Origin of the sequence: Glutamicibacter ardleyensis, from assembly GCF_014644555.1 — a bacterium.
GTDB classification, from domain to species: Bacteria; Actinomycetota; Actinomycetes; order Actinomycetales; family Micrococcaceae; genus Glutamicibacter; species Glutamicibacter bergerei.
The window spans coordinates 450,494-471,181 of the sequence record NZ_BMKX01000002.1 but is presented as its reverse complement, the minus strand read 5'-3'; the positions used below and the strand labels follow the sequence as shown (position 1 = coordinate 471,181).

Annotated in this window: 16 protein-coding genes and 2 tRNA genes; 10 read left to right on the top strand and 8 right to left on the bottom strand. The window is 54.9% G+C overall.

Translation table 11 applies throughout. From position 1 onward, the window contains the following. Positions 1 to 43 precede the first annotated feature (43 nt). Positions 44 to 883, bottom strand: coding sequence for a phage holin family protein (locus IEX04_RS06875; RefSeq protein ID WP_188684676.1), 840 nt, complete (start codon positions 881 to 883; stop codon positions 44 to 46). A 532-nt stretch (positions 884 to 1,415) separates the two neighbouring features. Beyond that, positions 1,416 to 1,488, bottom strand: a tRNA-Asn gene (locus IEX04_RS06870). A gap of 269 nt (positions 1,489 to 1,757) precedes the next feature. On the opposite strand from IEX04_RS06870, the gene IEX04_RS06865 reads away from it, so the two are divergent. Beyond that, a complete protein-coding gene (locus IEX04_RS06865; RefSeq protein WP_229677044.1) occupies positions 1,758 to 2,681 on the top strand; it encodes a methyltransferase family protein in 924 nt (307 codons plus the stop codon). A 54-nt stretch (positions 2,682 to 2,735) separates the two neighbouring features. Here the strand turns inward: IEX04_RS06865 and IEX04_RS06860 are convergent. The 3 genes from IEX04_RS06860 to IEX04_RS06850 all read right to left on the bottom strand — a co-directional run bounded on the left by IEX04_RS06860 (position 2,736) and on the right by IEX04_RS06850 (position 5,295). Continuing rightward, positions 2,736 to 2,808, bottom strand: a tRNA-Asn gene (locus tag IEX04_RS06860). 82 nt (positions 2,809 to 2,890) lie between these two features. Next, a complete protein-coding gene (locus tag IEX04_RS06855; RefSeq protein ID WP_096256738.1) occupies positions 2,891 to 3,976 on the bottom strand; it encodes a glycosyltransferase family 4 protein in 1,086 nt (361 codons plus the stop codon). Between the two features lie 47 nt (positions 3,977 to 4,023). Continuing rightward, a complete protein-coding gene (locus IEX04_RS06850) occupies positions 4,024 to 5,295 on the bottom strand; it encodes an MFS transporter (protein WP_188684674.1) in 1,272 nt (423 codons plus the stop codon). A 318-nt stretch (positions 5,296 to 5,613) separates the two neighbouring features. On the opposite strand from IEX04_RS06850, the gene IEX04_RS06845 reads away from it, so the two are divergent. The 8 genes from IEX04_RS06845 (at position 5,614) to IEX04_RS18765 (ending at position 16,768) form a co-directional block, all read left to right on the top strand. Further along, complete coding sequence (locus tag IEX04_RS06845; protein ID WP_229677043.1) at positions 5,614 to 7,134, top strand: pyridoxal phosphate-dependent decarboxylase family protein; 1,521 nt, start codon at positions 5,614 to 5,616, stop codon at positions 7,132 to 7,134. After that, positions 7,131 to 8,483, top strand: a complete 1,353-nt coding sequence (locus tag IEX04_RS06840) for a lysine N(6)-hydroxylase/L-ornithine N(5)-oxygenase family protein (protein WP_188684670.1) — start codon at positions 7,131 to 7,133, stop codon at positions 8,481 to 8,483. Before IEX04_RS06845 ends, IEX04_RS06840 begins: the two co-directional genes overlap by 4 nt. Before the next feature lie 13 nt (positions 8,484 to 8,496). Beyond that, positions 8,497 to 10,842: a GNAT family N-acetyltransferase gene (locus tag IEX04_RS06835; RefSeq protein WP_188684668.1), complete on the top strand. Its 2,346-nt coding sequence runs from the start codon at positions 8,497 to 8,499 to the stop codon at positions 10,840 to 10,842. 169 nt (positions 10,843 to 11,011) lie between these two features. Then, positions 11,012 to 12,214, top strand: a complete 1,203-nt coding sequence (gene bioB / locus IEX04_RS06830; RefSeq protein WP_096256796.1) for a biotin synthase BioB — start codon at positions 11,012 to 11,014, stop codon at positions 12,212 to 12,214. 167 nt (positions 12,215 to 12,381) lie between these two features. After that, positions 12,382 to 13,404 (top strand): LLM class flavin-dependent oxidoreductase, encoded by a 1,023-nt coding sequence (locus IEX04_RS06825; protein WP_188684666.1) that lies wholly within the window; start codon positions 12,382 to 12,384, stop codon positions 13,402 to 13,404. Between the two features lie 151 nt (positions 13,405 to 13,555). Next, a complete protein-coding gene (locus IEX04_RS06820; protein ID WP_096256732.1) occupies positions 13,556 to 13,993 on the top strand; it encodes a 6,7-dimethyl-8-ribityllumazine synthase in 438 nt (145 codons plus the stop codon). A gap of 310 nt (positions 13,994 to 14,303) precedes the next feature. Then, on the top strand, positions 14,304 to 16,217 hold the full coding sequence (locus IEX04_RS06815) for an MFS transporter (RefSeq protein ID WP_229677042.1): 1,914 nt from the start codon (positions 14,304 to 14,306) through the stop codon (positions 16,215 to 16,217). Then, complete coding sequence (locus IEX04_RS18765) at positions 16,214 to 16,768, top strand: TetR/AcrR family transcriptional regulator (protein WP_188684665.1); 555 nt, start codon at positions 16,214 to 16,216, stop codon at positions 16,766 to 16,768. Before IEX04_RS06815 ends, IEX04_RS18765 begins: the two co-directional genes overlap by 4 nt. 71 nt (positions 16,769 to 16,839) lie before the next feature. Here the strand turns inward: IEX04_RS18765 and IEX04_RS06805 are convergent, their stop codons facing one another. Next, positions 16,840 to 17,649, bottom strand: a complete 810-nt coding sequence (locus IEX04_RS06805) for a DUF4352 domain-containing protein (protein ID WP_188684662.1) — start codon at positions 17,647 to 17,649, stop codon at positions 16,840 to 16,842. 329 nt (positions 17,650 to 17,978) lie between these two features. Further along, complete coding sequence (locus IEX04_RS18760; RefSeq protein WP_229677041.1) at positions 17,979 to 18,182, bottom strand: hypothetical protein; 204 nt, start codon at positions 18,180 to 18,182, stop codon at positions 17,979 to 17,981. A 290-nt stretch (positions 18,183 to 18,472) separates the two neighbouring features. On the opposite strand from IEX04_RS18760, the gene IEX04_RS06795 reads away from it, so the two are divergent. After that, complete coding sequence (locus tag IEX04_RS06795) at positions 18,473 to 19,321, top strand: hypothetical protein (RefSeq protein ID WP_188684658.1); 849 nt, start codon at positions 18,473 to 18,475, stop codon at positions 19,319 to 19,321. 258 nt (positions 19,322 to 19,579) lie between these two features. On the opposite strand, the gene IEX04_RS06790 is transcribed toward IEX04_RS06795, so the two are convergent. Further along, positions 19,580 to 20,674 (bottom strand): tyrosine-type recombinase/integrase, encoded by a 1,095-nt coding sequence (locus IEX04_RS06790; RefSeq protein ID WP_188684656.1) that lies wholly within the window; start codon positions 20,672 to 20,674, stop codon positions 19,580 to 19,582. Positions 20,675 to 20,688: the final 14 nt, after the last annotated feature.

The window sequence follows — 20,688 nt, the reverse complement described above, 5'->3', positions numbered from 1 at the left end:
CGGATGGCGTGAAGTCTGCGCGTCACCTCATCGGTTCAGGAACCTAGGAACGCTTGATCCACTTACGGATAATTGCAACAAGCGCAGCCGCCGAGGCAGCGATGATCGCGAAAGGCTTAGCTTTTTCTGCCCGTTCTTGGCCTGCCCGACCAGCCTCGTTATTTTCTCCGGTATTTGCGGAAGGTGTGACGAAGCTACGTGCCTTAGCAGCAGCGTTGGTCACTGATTCTCCGGCATTCTCAGCAAAATGACGTGCTTTATCCAATTTTGCTTTGGGACCCAGAACGCTCTGGCCCAAGTTGTCACGCAGTGCCTGAATCTGACGGCGGCGACGCTTGGTACGAAGAATCAGTTCGTCCGCGCTTGGAGCAGGAGGTTTAGGCTCCTTCTTCTTGTCCTTCGCGTCCTTGTCTTCCTCGTCCTTCTTACGCTTAGGCTCATCCAAGGTGCTGACGTCAAAGTTGCTACCGTCCTTGAGCACACCAATATCGTGGCGGATGCCTCGAATTGCTGCATCAGGAGTCAGTGGCAAGGCCTTCTTGATCTTCAGGTACATCACTAGCGCCAGAATTAATGCCACGATCAGGAAGAACCCGGCAACTATCAATCCTGCGGCCCAGCCAAGGAACCAAATTTCTAAAACATTCACTAGAGTGACGACTACCGCAATCACGAATAGTAAAACAACGACGAGCGCGCCAGCGCCCAAACCCGCTGCCATGCCCAGGCTGATGCCTTTTTTCTTGAGCAGGGTGGTGCCAAGCTTGAGCTCGTCCGTCAGCTGCTGTGGGACAAGCTCTTTGAGTCCATCAACTTGAGCCTTGGCACTCTTCACGCTTGACTTCAGGCTTTCATCTGCTTGCGTCGATTCAGCTTCAGACATGGTTTCTCCATATTCTCGATCGCTCGGCAACCGGTGTTTCCACGCTAGCACCCCGGTTACCGTCTACGTATCAGTCTTCAGGCGTAAACCCCACAGCTCTATCTCATGCCACGGGTGTAAGTGTTAACGATTTGAAAGTCTATCGTCTATTCACTTGAGCTTATAGGAAGCGACCCAATCAATATGTGCGCTTCATTGTTCATAAGCTGTTCATGGCTAATCTGCAGACTAATCGTGTTGTAGAGAAGACAAGCTTTCACCTGATCAATACCTTCATCACGCTGAATGAAGGAAAGTATTAGTACTATTCCCATCAGTCGTCTCCACCTAGCAAGCGGATCAACCAAAACCCACGTGCACTGAAACTGGCGATTATCTAGTAAATATCCTAGCCAACTCGATATGGGCAGTGATATCCGGGTTCCCCCTGATTTTTTGCGGGAAAACCCTAGGCAGCCGAACTCTGAGCTACGCTGCAGCGTTAAGAAAAATAAAACCCCAACCGTTCGAAACGGTTGGGGTTTTACGAGAGCTCCTCCAACTGGACTTGAACCAGTAACCCTTCGATTAACAGTCGAATGCTCTGCCAATTGAGCTATGGAGGAATGCAACGTGTAATACCTTAGCACTGGCCAAGATGGGTTTTCAAATCGACCAACTTCTACGCTTGAAGACGTAAATAGCCCCGACGTTCAAGGGGTTCGGCAGCGATTTTCGACGTTTGGTTCCGCAACACCTCAGCAATTCACTTAGTGATGCGCAGCATAAAAAGAAACGATCATATAGGTCAAGAAGTTGCACCAGCCATGGTTCATCTAGGCTTGTCTCCATGTCTAACAGACTGGTGAACTCCTCAGCTACAAACGAACCACACTTGCAGCGCAATAATCAGTTAATGCTCGCCAGGACGTATTTCGCGGTTCAGGGGGTTGGCGGGTTGTTATGGTGGTTCGCGGTTTTCGTAAGCCCGACCGTCACCATGTTGACGCTTGGCGATCTGCCGCCTCTCTTATTGGCATGGTTCGACATCCCTTTGTTTGCTCTCGCCTCACTGCTAATCGCCTGCAATATACGTGCGGCATTATGGGTGGCGATACCGTGGACCTGGCTCATGACAGGGTTGATGCTTGTCTACGCCCTGATATCCACCAATGCCGGCTGGGGCGCCTTGATCATGCTGGCCGCAAGCTTTGCTTCCGGAGCAGCCGGTCTGGTCTTATGGTTCGGGCGGTTTCCCTCGCAGTGGTTTGCATCTGGCCCTTTTCGCTTCAGGACTGCACGATCCAAACGTACCCGAGCCCACATACGTCAGACCTTCGCCCAGCTACTTTGTTTTTGGTTTGTGTTCCTTGCGCTCTTTCCTTCGCTCATAATCTTTGCTGAACACCGATTCGCAGTGCACGTGAGCTTTGCTGACTGGGTTCGTTTGACTGGTTATGTCTTGCTCTTACTCGCCAGCGCGTTGGGTGTTTGGTCGGCAACCATTATGGCCAAATTGGGACAGGGCACTCCCCTGCCCTCTGCAATGCCACAGTATCTGGTGGTCCGTGGCCCTTACCGATATGTTCGCAATCCTATGGCGGTTGCAGGCATCGTACAGGGAGTCAGTGTAGGGCTGATCGCAAATTCATGGCTCATAATCCTCTATTCTTTGAGCGGCTCAATCATCTGGAATTTGATGGTGCGCCCACTGGAGGAAAGGGACTTGGAAGAAAAGTTCGGTGAAAGTTTCACTCGCTACTGCGCAGAGGTTTCTTGCTGGTTGCCAAAGTTCAGACATACTTCAAAACGAGGATAAACAAAATCACCCTGTTGCTAGCTTTCACAAACTGACAACAGGGTGATTCTTCGGCTCCTCCAACTGGACTTGAACCAGTAACCCTTCGATTAACAGTCGAATGCTCTGCCAATTGAGCTATGGAGGAATGCTACGAGAACAACCTTAGCACTAGCCAAGTCCCGTTTTGAAATCCACTCTTAGGTGCTGCTCCAGTTAATGCTTGAAGGCTAGTTTGTGGTCTTTGCTGAGTTGTTGATGGCAAACTGTGCCAGCTCAATCAACTGGTGCGCAGAGGTTTCCCATGAGTAGTGCGCGGCACGGCGCAGTGCACGCTCTGAGTACTTCCGCCATTCTTCTGGTGCTGAGAGCTGGTGCACCCGGTCTGCGAAGGCCTGGGCGCTATCGGGATGCGCGTAGAGCGCCGCGTCCTGAGCTACTTCTCTAAAAATGGGCATGTCGGTAACGACCACAGGTGTTCCCATGCTCATCGCTTCAACCAGTGGAAGACCGTAGCCCTCTTCGCGAGAAAGCGTCACCAGCGCGGTGCACTCGCCGAGCATCTTCGCATACTGCTCGTCGCTAACCCCATTGTGGAAGATTATTTGGGTACTATCAGGGGTTTTCGCTTCCAACTCCGCGCGACGCTCCGCGCTGATACCACTAAGCAAATGCAGCTGATATTCAGGAAGCAAACTCATGGCTTGAATCAAGGTCTCGACATTTTTGTATTCCATGAACGAGCCCATATATAGCAACGTCTTGGCCGCGACACGATTTTGGTCACGAACAGAGGTTTGTGCCGAGGCGGCATTTGAAACTAAACCAATATGTCGTTTAGTCAACCGATGCTCTCGCATGAGTGTGGCCGTGGTATTTGAAACTGTCGCGACGGCGTCCGCGCGGTTCAGCAATAGTCGTTGAGGGAAGTAGACCTGATGAAACAGGAACCATCCCCATCGAATCGGGGCAGGCAAGAATTTTGGCGCATTCGGGTGCGAATAGTAGATCAGATCATGCAGGGTGAGGATTACCGGAAATTTTCGTCCCAGTGTTCCCATGGTCTGCATCGGGGAGAAAACCACGTCTGGCTGCAACTTATTGATCTGCAGGGCAACGAAGGGTTCTAGGACGCTGGTCGGACCGGAAATTTTTAGGTACGGGACCTCTGGCAGGAGTGCAAGCTGTCGCATGTCATTGATCAGCATCGTTACATCGGCAATTTTCGAGGTAGCCTCAATGAGTCCTGCGGTGTAACGGCTAATTCCATCGTGATGGGTGACCCTGGTATATCGGGCATCAATGACGAGTTTCACGGGCGTATTAGCCTTCTGTTGAGGACGTGGCACTCCAAGCCTATCGGTTACCGCCGGCGCACTTGCGCTACCTCAGGCTGCACCTTGCTGGGCCGAACAATCAAGTAACCGATGAGTCCTACGGCAATAGATAGTGGCCACAGCGCGAGCGCGGCCGGCAGCCCGAACGCTGAACCAATGGCGCCACCAGCCAAGCTTCCTATCGGAACCGCGCCAAAGGTAAACAACCGGCGAGCGCTACTAACCCTACCTAGCAGGTACTCGGGAGTAATATCAGCAACCCACGCAGTGACCGCGACGTTAAAAATGATCAAAGCAACGCCCCAAAATGCTGATTGCACCGCGAGCAGGGTCATGGAAATTGTAGGAGAGGTAAAGGCCGCCAAAAATACCATTGTGGCCAACACAAGTTTGATCATCATGGTGACCGTAGTCAGTTGGGTCGTACTGAAACGAACAGCGATCCGCGTGGCTAGTGCAGCTCCGAGTAGTCCCCCAGCACCGCCAAGACCAGCGAGGATACCAAAGCCGAAGGCTCCAAAGCCTAGATAGTTGATAATGAACAGCGCTTCAACCGCACTGCCTAAGGCCAAACCGAAGTTTGAGCACATCATTGCCAAAGTTACGGCGATCAATATTCGGTTATGGCGAAGGTATGTGAGGCCGGAGCGCCAATGGGTGTCGTGCTCGGCGTTCTGCCCCGTATCTTCCTCCCTCCGCTGGCCGTCTTGGCGAGGAAGTTTGACCAGACAGGCCAAACTCAGCGCGATCAGCGCCAAGACTGCGCTCACGGTCAAGAGTGCTGAGGCCCCGAGGAGAGTAAATGCGGTGCCTGCGGCCACTGGAACGATGATCGCCAAGGACTGATCCGCAGCCGTCAGCCGGGCGATCAATGCGCTGATGGAGCTGGAGCGCTGGGCACCCGAGACCGCATTGAGTTGTGGGACTGCGGAAACTTGAGCGGTTTCCCCTACGACATTGCACATTCCCAGTATCGTCACCAGCAAAAATCCGTAACCGATATTCAACGTGCCGGTGACGGTCAGCAGGAAAAGGCAAACGGTGAGCACGACCTTCACTGCGAGTCCAATGCGCAACAGTCGCAAAGGTCGATAACGGTCCACCAAATAGCCGATGGGAATTGTCGCCACGAGGAAGGCCAGGGAACCCAAGGTGTTCAGAAGCCCCATTTGCCATGCGCTCGCACCCAAGGTGGTGACAAAAATAAGGTCCACAGTGAAATCCGTCAGTGAACGGCTGGCCGCATCACCTGCATTCGAATAAAGGAAACGACGCTCGCTTCGCACATTAGATTTCACCACAGCTCCTGAAAAAGTGTTAGGAAGCTCACCTGAGCCGAGATTGGCAACGATACCGCATTTCCTCTTAAGCGAATAAGAGTTTTGGTAGGTCACTAGTTGTTTTAGGTTGCATCTGATCAATAATTCTAAAAACTTTTCCCCCTCGAGCGCTGAACCCACCCTGCCGAATTCTCGGTGTTTTTGAATTACTTCAACAGCGTCCACCGGCCAGTCAAATACACACTGGGGTTGCAATACATTACTTACTTGTGATGTTAATAGTCTGCAGTTAGGGAAGACTAACCAAACTACATAATTACCATGCGAGGAGTATCCGTGGGAACCTCACTTGAGACCCTGCACATCCCCCAGTCTGAATCACAGCTTTTTGATAATTCATTACTCTGCTCAGACACCTTAGACCACTACGAAGCCGAAGCACGCGAAGCATTATTGCGCGTCACCGACCAACTGGCAGCCGTCGAGTCTCCCACCACGGGACCGAGTCCACACGACCTTCAGAAGCTGGTGTCGGGGATTGACCTCGACGCACCGTTGGGAAACCACGCCGACTCCTTTGATGAACTGAAGAAGATTTACCTCCGTGACGCCGTCTACTTCCATCATCCGAAGTACGCCGCTCATTTGAACTGCCCGGTGGCCATTCCCGCAGTCGCTGCCGAAGCGTTTGTCACCAGCTTGAATACCTCCATGGATACCTTTGACCAGAGTGCCGGAGCAACATTGATTGAGCGCCGACTCATCGACTGGACCACACGGCTCATCGGATACTCAGCAAACACCGCCGATGGTATCTTCACCTCCGGCGGAACCCAGTCCAATCTGCAAGCGATGCTCATTGCGCGCAATATCGCGGTATCCAAAATGACAGGTTCGCTACCGCAACGCCTACAGAATTTGCGTATCTACACCTCCCAGGACGCACACTTCAGCATCTCCAACGCAGCGATGATGATGGGTCTCGGCCATGAAGCCGTGATCGCTATCGGCACCGATGCGTGGCACCGCATGGACGCAGACGCACTTCGCACACAGCTCACCAATGACTTACAGGCCGGCCTGCTCCCCATGGCCATTTCTGCCACCGCGGGAACTACCGACTTCGGTTCCATCGACCCGCTTGCGCCGATAGCTGCCTTGGCTAAAGAAACCGGCGCCTGGTTCCATGTCGATGCCGCTTACGGTGGCGGACTGCTGCTTTCCGCGGTGCATCGCCAGCGATTAGACAATATTGAACTGGCAGACTCGGTCACCGTGGACTTCCATAAGTCCTTCTTCCAGCCCATCGGCTCCAGCGCACTGCTCCTCAAGGACGCGCACTCTTTTGAATCAATCACGCATTACGCTGAATACCTCAATCCGCGGTCGCAAGCGCAACAGACACCGAACCAGGTAGATAAATCGTTGCAGACCACCAGAAGATTTGATGCGCTGAAACTTTGGGTCACTCTGCGCACCCTTGGCGCGCAACGCCTAGGTGCCATGTTCGACCAGGTCCTCAAACTCGCAGAAAGTTTGGAGGCTGAAATTTCGCTGAGACAACAGCTAACGCTGGAAGCCCCGGTGCAGCTAAGCACCCTAGTCTTCAGATTCACTGTCCCCAATGCCCAGTTGAACCAAGCCGAGCATAACGAGCTGACAAATCAGATTCGTCACCGGCTCTACCAAACCGGTGAAGCAATGATCGCGGCAACCACCGTCCGCGGGGAACGCATGCTCAAACTGACCTTGTTGAATCCAAACACCACTATGAAAGACCTCACCGAGATACTCGACGCGATCTGCCGGGTCGGCAACGACCTACTGTTCGAACGCACAGAAGGAGCCCGCGCATGACCCGTGCACTAGCCCAAGAACACTTTGACGTCATTGCCATTGGCGCTGGGCCGTTTAATCTCGGATTTGCTGCCCTCACCGCTCCGCTCCCGGAGCTGAAGGTCGCGGTATTAGACGCCAGCGACCACTTCGTCTGGCACCCCGGCATGATGCTCGATGGTGCACATCTTCAGGTGCCGTTCATGGCAGACCTCGTCACCCTCGCAGACCCCACCAATAAATTTTCTTTCCTGAACTATCTGAAGGAACAGGGGAGAATTTACCCGTTCTATATTCGCGAAAATTTCTACGCCTTACGCAACGAATATAGTAACTATCTCGCTTGGGCTTCGCGCCTACTGCCCAGCGTCCGATTCGGACATCGCGTGCTCTCGGCCGAATACACGGACGGGGCTTACCAGCTATCGGTGCTCACCGCTCAAGGGGTCACCCATTTCAGCGCAGACAAGCTAGTCCTTGGCACCGGATCCAAGCCTTACCTCCCACCGATTATTGACGAAGCAGCCCAAACAACGGGCAAGGTCATGCATTCAAGTGATTACATGTTCCATCGCGAAGAAATCTTCGCTCCACGCCAACAAGCATCCCGCCCGCAGATCGCCTGCGTGCTGGGCAGCGGACAGAGCGCAGCCGAGATCTTTTTGGACCTGCTGCGTAATTTGCCCGAGGAAGACCATCTAATTTGGGCCACCCGCTCGGAACGCTATTTTCCACTGGAATACACCAAACTCACCTTGGAAATGACATCCCCGGAATATATCGACCACTTTCATGCGCTGCCCGTGGAAAAGCGTGACGCGCTCAGCGCCGAACAAAAGGGACTCTACAAGGGCATCAATGCGGATCTGATTGATGAAATCTACGAAGAGCTCTACCAGCGCAGCATCAGCAAAGCGGCCAATGTCCACCTGCGTACCGGCTGCAGTGCAAGCGGTATCGGTGCACTAGGCGAGGGCCTGTCGGTCAGCTTGCGCCACGAACGTACCGAAGAAAACTTGGAGTTCTGCGCCGATACTTTGGTGATGGCTACCGGCTACCGCTCCCGAACCCCTGACTTCCTCAATGGAATCACCCAGCGGATAACATACCTCGCCGACGGGCGGGTCGACGTGGACCGTGAATACTCCATCGGGGCCTGTGAAGATATTTTTGTGCAAAACGCGGAACTGCATACTCATGGGTTTACGGCCCCTGATCTGGGTATGGGCGCCTACCGAAACTCGGTGATCATCAACCGAATCACCGGCCGTGAGGTCTACCCGGTCGAAGAGCGCATTGCTTTCCAACGATTCGGCGCGGCAGAACTGACCGACCTGCCGACCGTAACCACCTCCAGCTCGCGCGACTAAGGAAAGAAGAACCATGACCACCTACACCTTCCGCACGCTCATCCTGCCCGAAGATACCGCGTTGCTCCACGCGTGGATCGCTACCGAACATGCCACCTACTGGGGGATGCCCACCGCAACCGCGACAGAAATAGCTGCCGAATACCGTGGCCTGCTGTCCACAGCGGACTACCAAGTATTGCTGGGCCTTGATGAGACCGGCACCGAAAAATTTCTGCTCGAGCTTTACAACCCGGAGAGCACTGCGTTGGGCGAAGCCTACAATTACGTTCGCGGAGATCGCGGCTTGCACTTCTTAGCGCCGCAAACCAGCGAACCGCAACCGGGCTTCACATTGGAAGCACTCACCCAAGCAATGCGCCACGCCTTCACCCGCCCCGGAGTCGAACGCGTCATCGTGGAACCAGACCTACGCAATAAAGCCATCCAGGCTCTCAACGCTCGGGTGGGTTTCCGCCCGGTCCGCCCGATAGCTCTGTCAGAACCAGACGGATCAATCAAGCAGGCGTTGCTTTCCGTCTGTACCCGAAATGATTTTGAACAAGCAACCGGCCACAGCCTAGGTTCCTCATTCCTCACTCCACCACGCTGGGAGGCCGCCAATCGTCATGTGCTGGCCAAAGCACTCGGCGAATTCTGTCACGAACGCCTCCTTGATCCGGTCGAATACGGCGAGCGGCGCTACTGCGTGCAGAAAGATGGACACCGCTTGATCTTCTCCGCCGGCCGCTACCAACTTAATCACTGGCTTGTCGCCGCAGAATCACTGCAATACCAGCAGCTCGTCAATGATTCATGGCACGAAGCGGAGGTTGATGTCATTGATTTCATCACCTTGTTCTACCGTGAGTTGACGCTCTCCGAAGCTCAGCTGCCGGTCTATCTGGAAGAGCTCTCTTCCACCTTGTCTAGCTACTGCTACAAGCAGGCGCACGCCACCCATACCTCGGCCCAGCTAGCCCAGTTCCCGGGCAGCGCGGCCCAGTCCTTCCAGCTTGTGGAATCTTCGATGACCGAGGGCCACCCCTGCTTTGTGGCTAACAATGGCCGCATGGGTGTAGGCCGCAGCGACTATCTGCGTTACGCTCCGGAAACTGGCTCGGCCCTGAAGCTCGGGTGGGTCGCGGCACACACGTCGCGTGCCCAATTTGATGCCATCGACACCCTCGATTACGAGACACTATTGGCTACACAGTTAGACCCGGAGGAACGCGAATACCTTGATGAAACTCTTGACAGTGCACTGTTCGGTACCGGATTGTCGCCGAGCGACTACATTTACATGCCCGTTCACCCTTGGCAGTGGGAAAACCGTTTATCAATCACTTTCGCGAATGACATTGCGCGCAAGCACCTGATCTGGCTCGGCTATAGCCAGGACGAATACCAGGCACAACAATCGATTCGCACCTTCTTCAATCTTTCTGACCCCACACGTCACTACGTCAAGACCGCGATGTCGATCCTGAATATGGGCTTCATGCGTGGGTTGAGCGCGGAATATATGAAGGTCACCCCCGCTATCAACCAGTGGCTGGGTGAATTGTTTGACAACGACCCGGTGCTCTCCACAGCACCGGTGGCTCTGTTGCGCGAAATCGCCGCGGTGGGCTATCGCAACCCACAGTTTGAAGCAGCTACTAATAAAACCGCACCGCAACGCAAGATGCTCGCGGCACTTTGGCGCGAGTCGCCCATCAGTATGCTCAAATCTGAAGAAAAACTAGCCACGATGGCCAGTCTGCTCCATGTAGATTTCTCCGGGAACTCCTTCGCCGGGGCGCTAATCCGCCGCAGTGGTTTAGCGCCGGCCGACTGGTTGACCCGCTATCTAGACGCTTATCTGGTGCCCTTGGTTCATTGCCTGGCCGCTTATGACTTAGTCTTCATGCCACATGGCGAGAACGTGATTATGGTGTTGGAAAACGGTGTAGTCAAGAAGGTCCTACTGAAGGACTTGGGAGAAGAGATTGCGATTTTATCCGATCGTGTCGAGCTTCCAGAGGAAATCCGTCGGGTGCGCACCGGCGGAGATCCAGTGTTGTCGGTATTCACCGATGTCTTCGACTCCTTCTTCCGTTTCCTTGCACCGTTGCTAGACACCGAGGGGCTCCTGGCGGAGGGGGAATTCTGGACTATCGTCGCGGAACGCTTGTTGGAGTACAGGACGCAGCATCCACAGTTCGCGCAGCACTTTGATGACTTGGGCTTGTTTGCCCCAAGCTTCCCGCTGTCTTGCCTGAACCGTTTACAGCTTCGCAATAATCAGCAGATGTTAGATCTCACGGATCAATCCGGCGGCCTGCTCTACGCCGGTGATTTGGATAATCCGTTGGTTCGGGTGGTTTCCCCGGTTTAGCGGACGTAGGACAATGCTCGCGTCGTTTGGCCTGTGCCGAATGACGCGAGCATTTTTGATTAACCTTGCAGCCTTATTACTGAACAGTGTTCAATGGTTGAAGAATTCCCTGTACAGTGAAGTCAAACATTCTTGAACACCGTTCAATTGGAGATTTCTCATGGCTACTATGACCGCACCAAAACGCATCCCGGTTGACCCTTTTGCCCTAGTCTCAAGGATCAGCGCGGGACATCGACTCACCGTCGCCGAAGCCCACATGATCATCTCGACCTCAGATGAGCAGACACTCACGCTGGTGTCCGCCGCAGGCCTCCTGCGCCGCAAGCACTTCGCCAATACCGTCAAGGTGAACTACTTGGTCAACCTCAAGTCCGGACTATGCCCCGAGGACTGCACCTACTGCTCCCAACGACTGGGGTCCAAAGCAGAAATCCTGAAATACACCTGGCTCAAACCAGAGGAAGCGGTCCGCCAAGCAGGGCTTGGAATTGCCGGTGGGGCCTCGCGGGTTTGCCTCGTGGCCTCGGGCAAGGGACCCAGCGACCGGGACGTCAATCGGGTATCCACCATGATCGACCAGCTCAAAACCGAGCATCCCCAGATCGAAGTCTGCGCATGCCTCGGCATCCTAAAGGACGGGCAGGCCGCACAGCTTAGGTCCGCCGGAGCTGACGCCTATAACCACAATCTGAACACTGCGGAATCCCTCTACCCTCAGATCTGTAGCACCCACAGTTACCAGGAGCGCGTGGAAACCGTCGAGCAAGCGAAGACAGCCGGACTGTCCCCATGCTCCGGATTAATTGTCGGAATGGGCGAAAGCACCGACCAACTCATCGAAGCCGTCTTCGCGCTGCGCGCCCTGAACTCGGATTCAATCCCGGTCAACTTCCTCATGCCTTTTGACGGCACACCTTTGGAAGGCACTTGGAATCTCAGCCCGCTCGCTTGCCTGCGCATCCTCGCGCTAGTACGACTAGCTTGCCCAGACAAGGAGCTGCGTATTGCTGGTGGCCGGGAAATGCACTTGCGTTCGATGCAAGCCACAGCCCTAGAAGTAGCCAACTCAATTTTCTTGGGCGACTACCTGACCAGCGAAGGGCAAGATGCCCGCACCGACCTAGCGATGATCGCCGATGCCGGATTTGTAGTACTCGGGCAGGAAGGCCAGGATTCAGCGCAGATCGCCCAAGCGCTGCACGAAGCCGCCGACCATGCCTCCCGCCAGCCGAGCGATGCCGGCAATGCCAACTCCTCCGGGTGCGCAGGATCCTGCTGTTCCGGTGCGACCGCCGGTTGCGGCACTGGCAAGGCCGAGCCGGTGCTGCGCCGTCGCGGCGCCGGAACTCCAGAAATTCCCAACGCGTGATGGTGAAGCAAGAAAGCCTGCTCACCCGTAAAGCCGCGGTGTTCTACCCTCCCTTGGCCGCACCAGATTCAGTGGCACATTAAAGGTCGCCGCGGTCCATTGCTGCTAGCTGATCAACCCGCCGGCTCCCAAGGAATAATGATCGGAAACTACTCGTTGGGTCAAGTATGAAGAACATCGGATTTCTGTCCTTTGGACACTGGACTGATCACCCACAGTCAGGAACTCGCACTGCCTCGGATGCGCTGCTGCAAGCCATAGATCTTTCGGTCGCCGCTGAGGAGCTCGGAGCGGATGGCGCGTATTTCCGAGTGCATCACTTCGCTCAGCAATACGCTTCCCCATTCCCGCTGCTCGCCGCAATTGGTGCACGCACTAGCCGCATTGAAATCGGTACCGGTGTGATCGATATGCGCTACGAAAACCCGTTGTATATGGCTGAGGACGCCGGCTCCGCAGACCTCATCTCCAATCGCCGGCTACAGCTGGGCATCAGCCGCGGTTCACCGGAGCAGGTAATTGACGGTTGGCGCCACTTCGGTTTTGAACCGCGTGATGGTGAGTCGGACGCAGAGATGGGACGCCGTCATACTGAACGGCTCCTTGAAGTACTTTCCGGTGAAGGGTTTGCCCAACCTAGCCCGAAGCCAATGTTCCCCAATCCCCCGGGACTGCTACGCATCGAGCCATATTCGGAAGGATTACGCGAACGCATCTGGTGGGGGTCCGGCTCTAATTCCACCGCGGTGTGGGCCGCGAAACTCGGTATGAATTTGCAAAGCTCCACACTCAAGGACGACGAATCTGGCAAGCCGTTCCATGTTCAGCAGGCCGAGCAGATTGAACTGTACCGCCAGGCATGGAAGGAAGCCGGCCACCAGCGCGAACCACGTGTCTCGGTTAGCCGAAGCATTTTTGCACTCACCGATGAACGCGACTGGCAGTACTTCGGGCGTGACCGATACAGCTCGGACCAAGTCGGCAACATTGATGCGAAAACTCGCGCGGTCTTCGGCAAGTCCTACGCTGGAGAACCCGATGAACTGGCCGCGAAGCTGGCTGAGGACCAGGCCATTGCCGCGGCAGATACGTTGCTGCTCACCGTTCCCAATCAGCTGGGCGTTGACTATAACGCGCACGTCATCGAATCGATCTTGAAACATGTCGCTCCGCTGCTGGGCTGGCGCTAAGCCAAAGCGCATTGCAGCCCAGCAACTGAAATGATCAAGCGATAATGACGTGGGTTGTCGACGCCATTAAGCCAATGAGATGCAGGACACTAAGCTGTCATTAGTGAGCCAAAAATTTAGCTATCAAAAGACCTGACCTACGGAGAATTATATGAGCAAGCAACTCAACATCGCGTTTATCAAAGCGAGCTGGCATGCAGATATTGTCGACCAAGCTTTAGCCGGCTTCGAAGCCGATATGGACGAGTCCGGCACCGACTACACGCTGAACGTGGTCACCGTACCGGGCGCCTATGAAATGCCGCTTCAGGCGAAGCGCCTCGCACAGAGCGAAAAGTACGATGCCGTAGTGGCTGCCGCACTTGTGGTGGATGGCGGCATTTATCGCCATGATTTTGTTGCCCAAGCAGTGGTCGACGGGTTGATGCGAGTTCAGTTGGACACGAATGTGCCAACGTTCTCGGTGAGCCTGACCCCACATCATTTCCACTCAAATGACGAGCACCAGACGTTCTACTTTGAGCACTTCGTCAAGAAGGGTGCAGAGGCTGCGCGCGCGGTGCGTGCCATCGCTGCGTTAGATCAGTAGCGCTAACAGATTATTCAAAAACTTTGAAGGTGGAGCCGCGCTTGCAGAGCGCCGCTTCGCCTTCTTTGCTTTTAGCTATTTGAATACCAGACTTTCAAGGTCTCATACATACCGCGACGACGGTTGAGTGGACCGGGCATGCGACGCATAGTTCGAGACTAAAGTGTTCCCGACAAGCTCAGATGCCACAATTTTCCGCCACGGCACGCTTCAAACCTACTTGACAGTAGCTGAAGAAACAGTGTGTTCTTACCAAGGGTAAACAGCTGTTTACCCTTATTTGATTCAGCTATTTTGTTAGGCCACCGCCGTGCCGATTCGTTCCGTCCCCTCATGGGCTACCACCACCGTCCTAGCCCTGTGCGGAATGGTAGTGGCGCTCCAGCAAACCCTTGTTGTCCCGCTCCTACCGGATTTTCCGGTGATCCTCGGTGTCTCCGCAGAAGACTCATCGTGGCTGGTCACCGCCACACTGCTCAGCGCCGCAATTTTCACCCCGGTCATCTCACGCATGGCCGACATGTACGGCAAACGCAAGATGCTGATACTGGCGCTGGCCGTCATGACCGCGGGCTCGCTAGTGGCAGCAATTGGCGGAAGTTTTGGCTCACTGATCGCAGGCCGAGCAATGCAGGGATTTGCATCTTCCTTAATTCCTGTCGGCATCTCAGTACTCCGTGATGAACTACCCAAGGAAAAAGTAGCCTCCGCCGTCGCATTGATGAGTGCAACCCTGGGCATCGGTTCGGCCTTAGGCATGCCAATGTCGGGCTTACTTTACAACGCCTACGGTTGGGAATCCCTGTTCTGGGTTTCCGCCGCACTGGGACTAGTTTTCCTCGTGGGCGTGCTGCTGCTGGTCAAAGAATCAAAGATCACCACACCGGGCCGCTTCGACATCGCCGGCGCGCTAGTGCTCTCAGTTCTTTTGACCGCCGCATTGCTCGCAATTTCCAAGGGTGCCAGCTGGGGTTGGACCAGCCCTCTCACGCTGGGTCTTTTTGCCCTTTCGCTCGCATTGCTTGCAGGCTGGATTCCGTTGCAGTTACGCGTCAACCAACCCATGATTGACCTGCGCACCGCCGTCAAACGCCCAGTGTTACTAACCAACGTTTCCTCGTTTTTCCTCTGCGTGGCGATGTTCGTTAACATGCTTATCACCACTCAGCAGCTACAGATCCCCGAACAAACGGGCTATGGCTTTGGCCTCTCGGTATTAGTTGCAGGTTTGGCCATGGTGCCCTCGGGATTGGCCATGGTTGCGCTCTCCGGCGCGGCCGGAGCAATGCTCAATCGTTGGGGCGGCAAACCTACCATTATCTTTGGTGGCGCCATCATGGCGTTAACCTATATTGCCAGAGTCTTCCTCGATGATGCAGTTTGGCAGATCATTGTGGGAGCCACACTGGTCAACGTTGGCGTCGCGTTCTCCTACGCGGCGATGCCAACACTGATCATGAGTGCGGTACCAATTACCGAAACCGCCTCCGCCAACGGCGTGAACGCACTGATCCGCTCGCTAGGCACCACGGTGGCCAGTGCTTTGACCGGACTAATCCTTGCCACGATGGTCGTGGAGTACAACGGCGTTCCCTTGCCCTCGCTTAACGCAATGCACTTATCCTTTTGGCTCGCCGCGTTGGCCGCCATCATCGGTATCGGTATTGCGCTGTTTATCCCTAGTAGCAGCCCAGTGCCTAAAATTGAGACCGATGTCGAAGAGACCATGGTTCATGGCCGGGTCATCATGACTCCGCGACCCGGGACCCAACAACCTGCCATCGTGACTTTTGTCCGCGAGGATGGAGTACCTGGCGACTGGGCTCGTACCGACCACGAAGGTCAATTTAGCGCGGTACTGCCTGGACCTGGCCGTTATGTGGTGGTCGCCAACGCCGCTGGATGGGTTCCCAGCTCCCATTTAGTAACATTCTCCGAAGGCATCACGGAACATGACATTGAACTGCACCATATGCTCTCGCTCAGTGGCGTGGTAGCTTCCGGTGAAACCGTCGTAGCCGGTGCGCTGGTAAGCCTCAGTGCAGGCGCCGGTGACTTCATCGCTGCGACCCACACCGATGATCTAGGTAGTTACACCTTAGATCTTCCTCCGGTGGGTACCTATGTGCTCACGGCAGCTTCGCCGCAGACCGAGACAGCTGCGTCAGTCAAGGTCATTTTGCGTGCCCGGACCGAACGGGTTGATATCGAGCTCCCAGCATGAGCACGGACAATGGGCGGGCACGAATTCGCAAAGCCGCTGCCGGGCTCTTTGGCGAACGCGGATTCCACGATGTCACCGTGCGCGAGATCGCCGAAATTGCCGAAGTCTCCCCCGCGTTGGTGATCAAGCTTTTTGGATCCAAGGCCGAGTTATATACGGTCGCGAACACGGTCACGGTTCCACTCGCAGATTTGGATCTTCCGCGTGAGAGTCTTGGCCGGGCCATGGTGCAGCAGATCCTGAATCGTCGCGAGGATGACGTTATCGATCCGTGGCAAACGCTAGTTCCACGGATCAGACAATCCCCTACCCCGAAAATCACACAACAGGAGTTGCGTGAAAAGTACCTCAATGGGGTCGCTCGGATCATTGGAGACACCACCGAAGACCGTCGCCATGCCTCCGCCGTGGCCTGTCAACTGCTTGGGTTGGCTGAAGGGCTACGAGTGTTGGGATATTTCCCGTCCGAAGAATTTGATCCTGATGAAGTGGTTGAACAGTACGCATACACTGTGCAGATCCACATCGATAGAGTAGCTACTGCGGGCTAATACAGAGATGGGCCAGGCCGCACGGGATATCCGTGCGGCCTGGCCCATGCTCATTAGCAGATTTCGCTAGATTACTTGGTAGCCCAAAGTCCTGCAGCATCATCAAATGACAGGCTCTCAGTGACACGAATTTTCGCGTCGCTCAGTGCCTTTTCAGGCACGTCGAAGACGACCTGGTAAACACCCTTGCCACCATTGGTCAGGGTCGGGACATCCATCGCCGGCTTGGCTGGCGTGGCCATCGAGGTGGTGGTGCTATAGATACGCGAGTCGGCTCCCACAAGTTCTGCTTGCAGGTCAATCCATGCGTCGCCCTCTTCGTCCCCGTTGTAGACCACCGAAAGGTCTACCAGGACGTACTGTCCCTCGGCTTTGTCGTTGTACGGGTTCGCCTTGGCGATTGCCGCGTCAGCGTTCAGATTTACCGAACTAACGTTGACGGAATATTCGCCTATCGTTATTGCCTCGCCCACCTTGAACACAGCGGATTCATCCGCTGCCTGCTCGATAACCTTCTCTGGGGCTGCGACCTCACCGTCCGCAGCATCTTCAATGGCTGCTGAGACACCATCTATGGCTTTGACGTAGGCGGCCTGTGTAACAAAAACCAGGATGATTGCCACGATAGCGATCACGCTTGAGGCAATACCCAGTCCTTTGCTCCCGTGACGCTTGGCAGCGAAGACCAGTGAAACAATACCCAAGATTAGGGCGACAAAGCCGAGCACCGCAGCAAAATTATTAACAATCGGGACCCAGCACAGGGTTAAGGCAACAATCGCGATGACCAAGGCTGCAATGCCTAGACCTTTACCTGCGGTGGACTTAGCCGGCGGGACCGGCGAGTGTGGTGCGGGCTCCAATGGAGTTCCAACAGTCATGATTTTTCCTCAAGTGATGGCAACGCTAAGAAAAGCGTTGAGGTGAACCGCTCACTACCCCATGGTCGTGAGACGATTTGAATCTTGGTTGATCCATCAATGACATTACGGTCAGGCTCCGACACTTTAGCCTGAGCGAGCTTTGAAAGAGCAGATGCTGGATGATACGTCGCATAGGAAATCACACACTGACCAAGGCAACAGGGGCCAGGAATCAACGCCGTACGTGATGATCAGCTGCGCTGGTGGCATCGGCATCAACGAAGCCGCAGGTGGACACTTTATGGCGTGCTCCCAGCTCTGTTAGGCAACGTACAGCACCACTGTAGCTAGCGCTTTCTAAGGCCTCGGGCGGTGAATGCGGCGGCCAATTGTTCAACTGCTGGTGCACCTTGCAGACCAAGCGGGGTCGAATAGACACGGCAGGTTAGCTCTTCGGTTGGGGTACTTGGGAAAAGGTCTAAACCATCGACGGTAATCGTTGGAGATCCGGCAAATTCGGTGCCAAGCACGTCTGCGCGCGTTTTCATCACACGGTGCACCACTGAGGCTCCATCGATTCCTAGCAACTTGAACGCCGCCTCAAGGCGATTAGATGCCACGGCTGAATTAGGACAGTCCTCAATGACCAGCAATTGAACGCGCAAAGTTTGATCTTCCTCGAAAAGTCCTTGGTGGATAACTAGTTACTGAGTCCATCTTCGGCCATGGATGGGCCGGAAGTTGATTCCTGACACCGCAATTCCTACAAACTATCGCCACGCCGACACGCTGAGTTGCAAACAATTCCTAGCCAACGCAGCGGCTGTTGCAGAATTCAAGTATGAGTAGCAAAGACGAAATCCTCTATGGCCGAGACACCCTACGCTACGTCAGGCTGGCCCTACTGGTGGTTCCGCTACTGCTCATGGTGGCCATCGTGATCTATGGTCTGTTAAACGGTAAAGTCGAGGACTCGATCAGTTCCTACTATCTGGGTCCCAGCCGAGATCTCTTCGTCGCGATGCTCGTTTCCACTGGAGTCCTGCTGGTGGTCTACAAGGGCGCTCCCCTAGAAGACTACGCACTAAACCTCGCCGGATTCTACGCAATCTTTGTGGCGTTAGTACCGACAAGACTCGGCCAAACGCTGTCGTCGCTAACCTCATCCGCGCAAATTCAGCTCATTCGGTCAGTGCAAATCTCGATAGTCGCGGTCTTAGTCGTATCTGCGGTGTTTGTCTGGCTTGAATGGAAAACCAAGAAGTGGACTCCACGCGCGCTGCACACGAGTAAACTCAGTACGATTCTGAGCCTTTCGAGCACCGTGGCGCTAGTTGCATTCATCGGCTTGTTGTTTTGGCGAAGCATAGAAGGCACGGACTTTGCCGGCGTTCATTACGCTGCAGCCTTGTTGCTGATCCTCAGCATGGGCGTTGCGATTGCCAGCCATCTTGGACGAGAAGACCTCTGCGAGGTAGATACCAGCGGCGGACGCCCAATACATTATGCGGTGTTACTGATCCTGATGGCACTGGGCATCATCGGTTGGTTTGTACTCAATGCTTTAGGGATAGCCCAGGCGTTATTCATCGTCGAATGGTACGAAATCGGTCTGTTTAGCTACTTTTGGTATTTAGAGTCCCGCAGGTTGTGGGAAGCTCCCACGCCCCGAGAAAAACTTGGTGACTAACCCTCGGATCCAGGATCCCAAACTTGCGTGCAAATGTGAAAAGTCCCGATCCGCAGTGCGGATCGGGACTTCGTAAGCTCCTCCAACTGGACTTGAACCAGTAACCCTTCGTTTTATAGTCAAGTCTGACCAATACCCCATAAAACAGGGGTAAAACGGGATTCCATCAGGGCGAACGCCCCAGAATGATCTACATATCGTACTGTCTCAATACTGTGCTCTACTGACTCATGCACGGAATTTACGACTATAAAACGACTACCTCGCGTCTCGGAAACGCTCAAGGATGACTCGATTATCAGTCGCCATTTTATTGTGCTCAATGTAGTGCTTCCGCGTGACCGTATCGTTTGAGTGCCCAAGCTGTGACGCTGCATGAGTACTGTCAGATTCCCGGTCTATCACGGTGGCCACCGCAGCGCGGAAACTCTTAGGTGTCACCCAAGCCCACTCTTCACCGCGCGCGTCACGCCACACCCTGTTCAGGTTGGCCGGCTCTCGCAGTCCCCCATCACGGTTTGGGAACACGTAGTCATTCCCGTTTGCGCGCAGCCGGCGACGGCGCAGGATCGACACCACAAAATCTGGGATGCGCAATTGCCGTTCACTGCTCTCACTCTTAGGGTTGTCTTGCCTGTGCAACCCGCGCTCTTTGGTGCGCTTCGCGGTGCCTGTGATCTCGATGTACGGCTCATCGCTGAGGATCACGCCGTCTGACCAGCGCAGGGCGAGGACTTCACCAGGACGAACACCGGTGCCTATAAGTACTTCGATCATGTCCAGAACGCTCTGATCCCGTGCGGGGCCGTAGGTGCCACCCGCAGCCCATTCTTTGACGTGCGCTAGTAGCTCTTGAAGCATGTCTGTACTGAGGGCGCGTACCGGCTTGCGTCCGCTCTTAGGTGTGCGGGCTTCACGAACCGGGTTGACGTCGCACAGCTCGTACCGGACGGCCATGCTCATCATCTGGGTTAGGACAGCGCGCGCGGTAACGGCGGCGCTCGGACCCCCAATGAGGACCGACTCCCCGTTAGATTTCGTGTGGGTGCCAGCGTGCTTAGTGCCGACCAATTGCAGAAACTTGTCTGCCCTGCCCGGTGTTAGCTCCCGGATGCGTAGCGAACCGATCTTAGGCGTGATGTGCCGTTCAATGGTCCCCGCGTACTGCTCCAAGGCGCCGGGTGACGCTTCATGCTGTGCTATCCACACTTTGGCGAGATCCTGGATGCGACTGTCCGCGGTCAAATCATCATCGTGCCCGCGGTTGCGTACCGCTATCTTCGCTCCCAATGCGTCATTGGCCGCGCGCTTAGTTCTACCCGTCGCAGTGACGCGACGGGTAACGCCGTCCATGTCCCTGTAGCGAC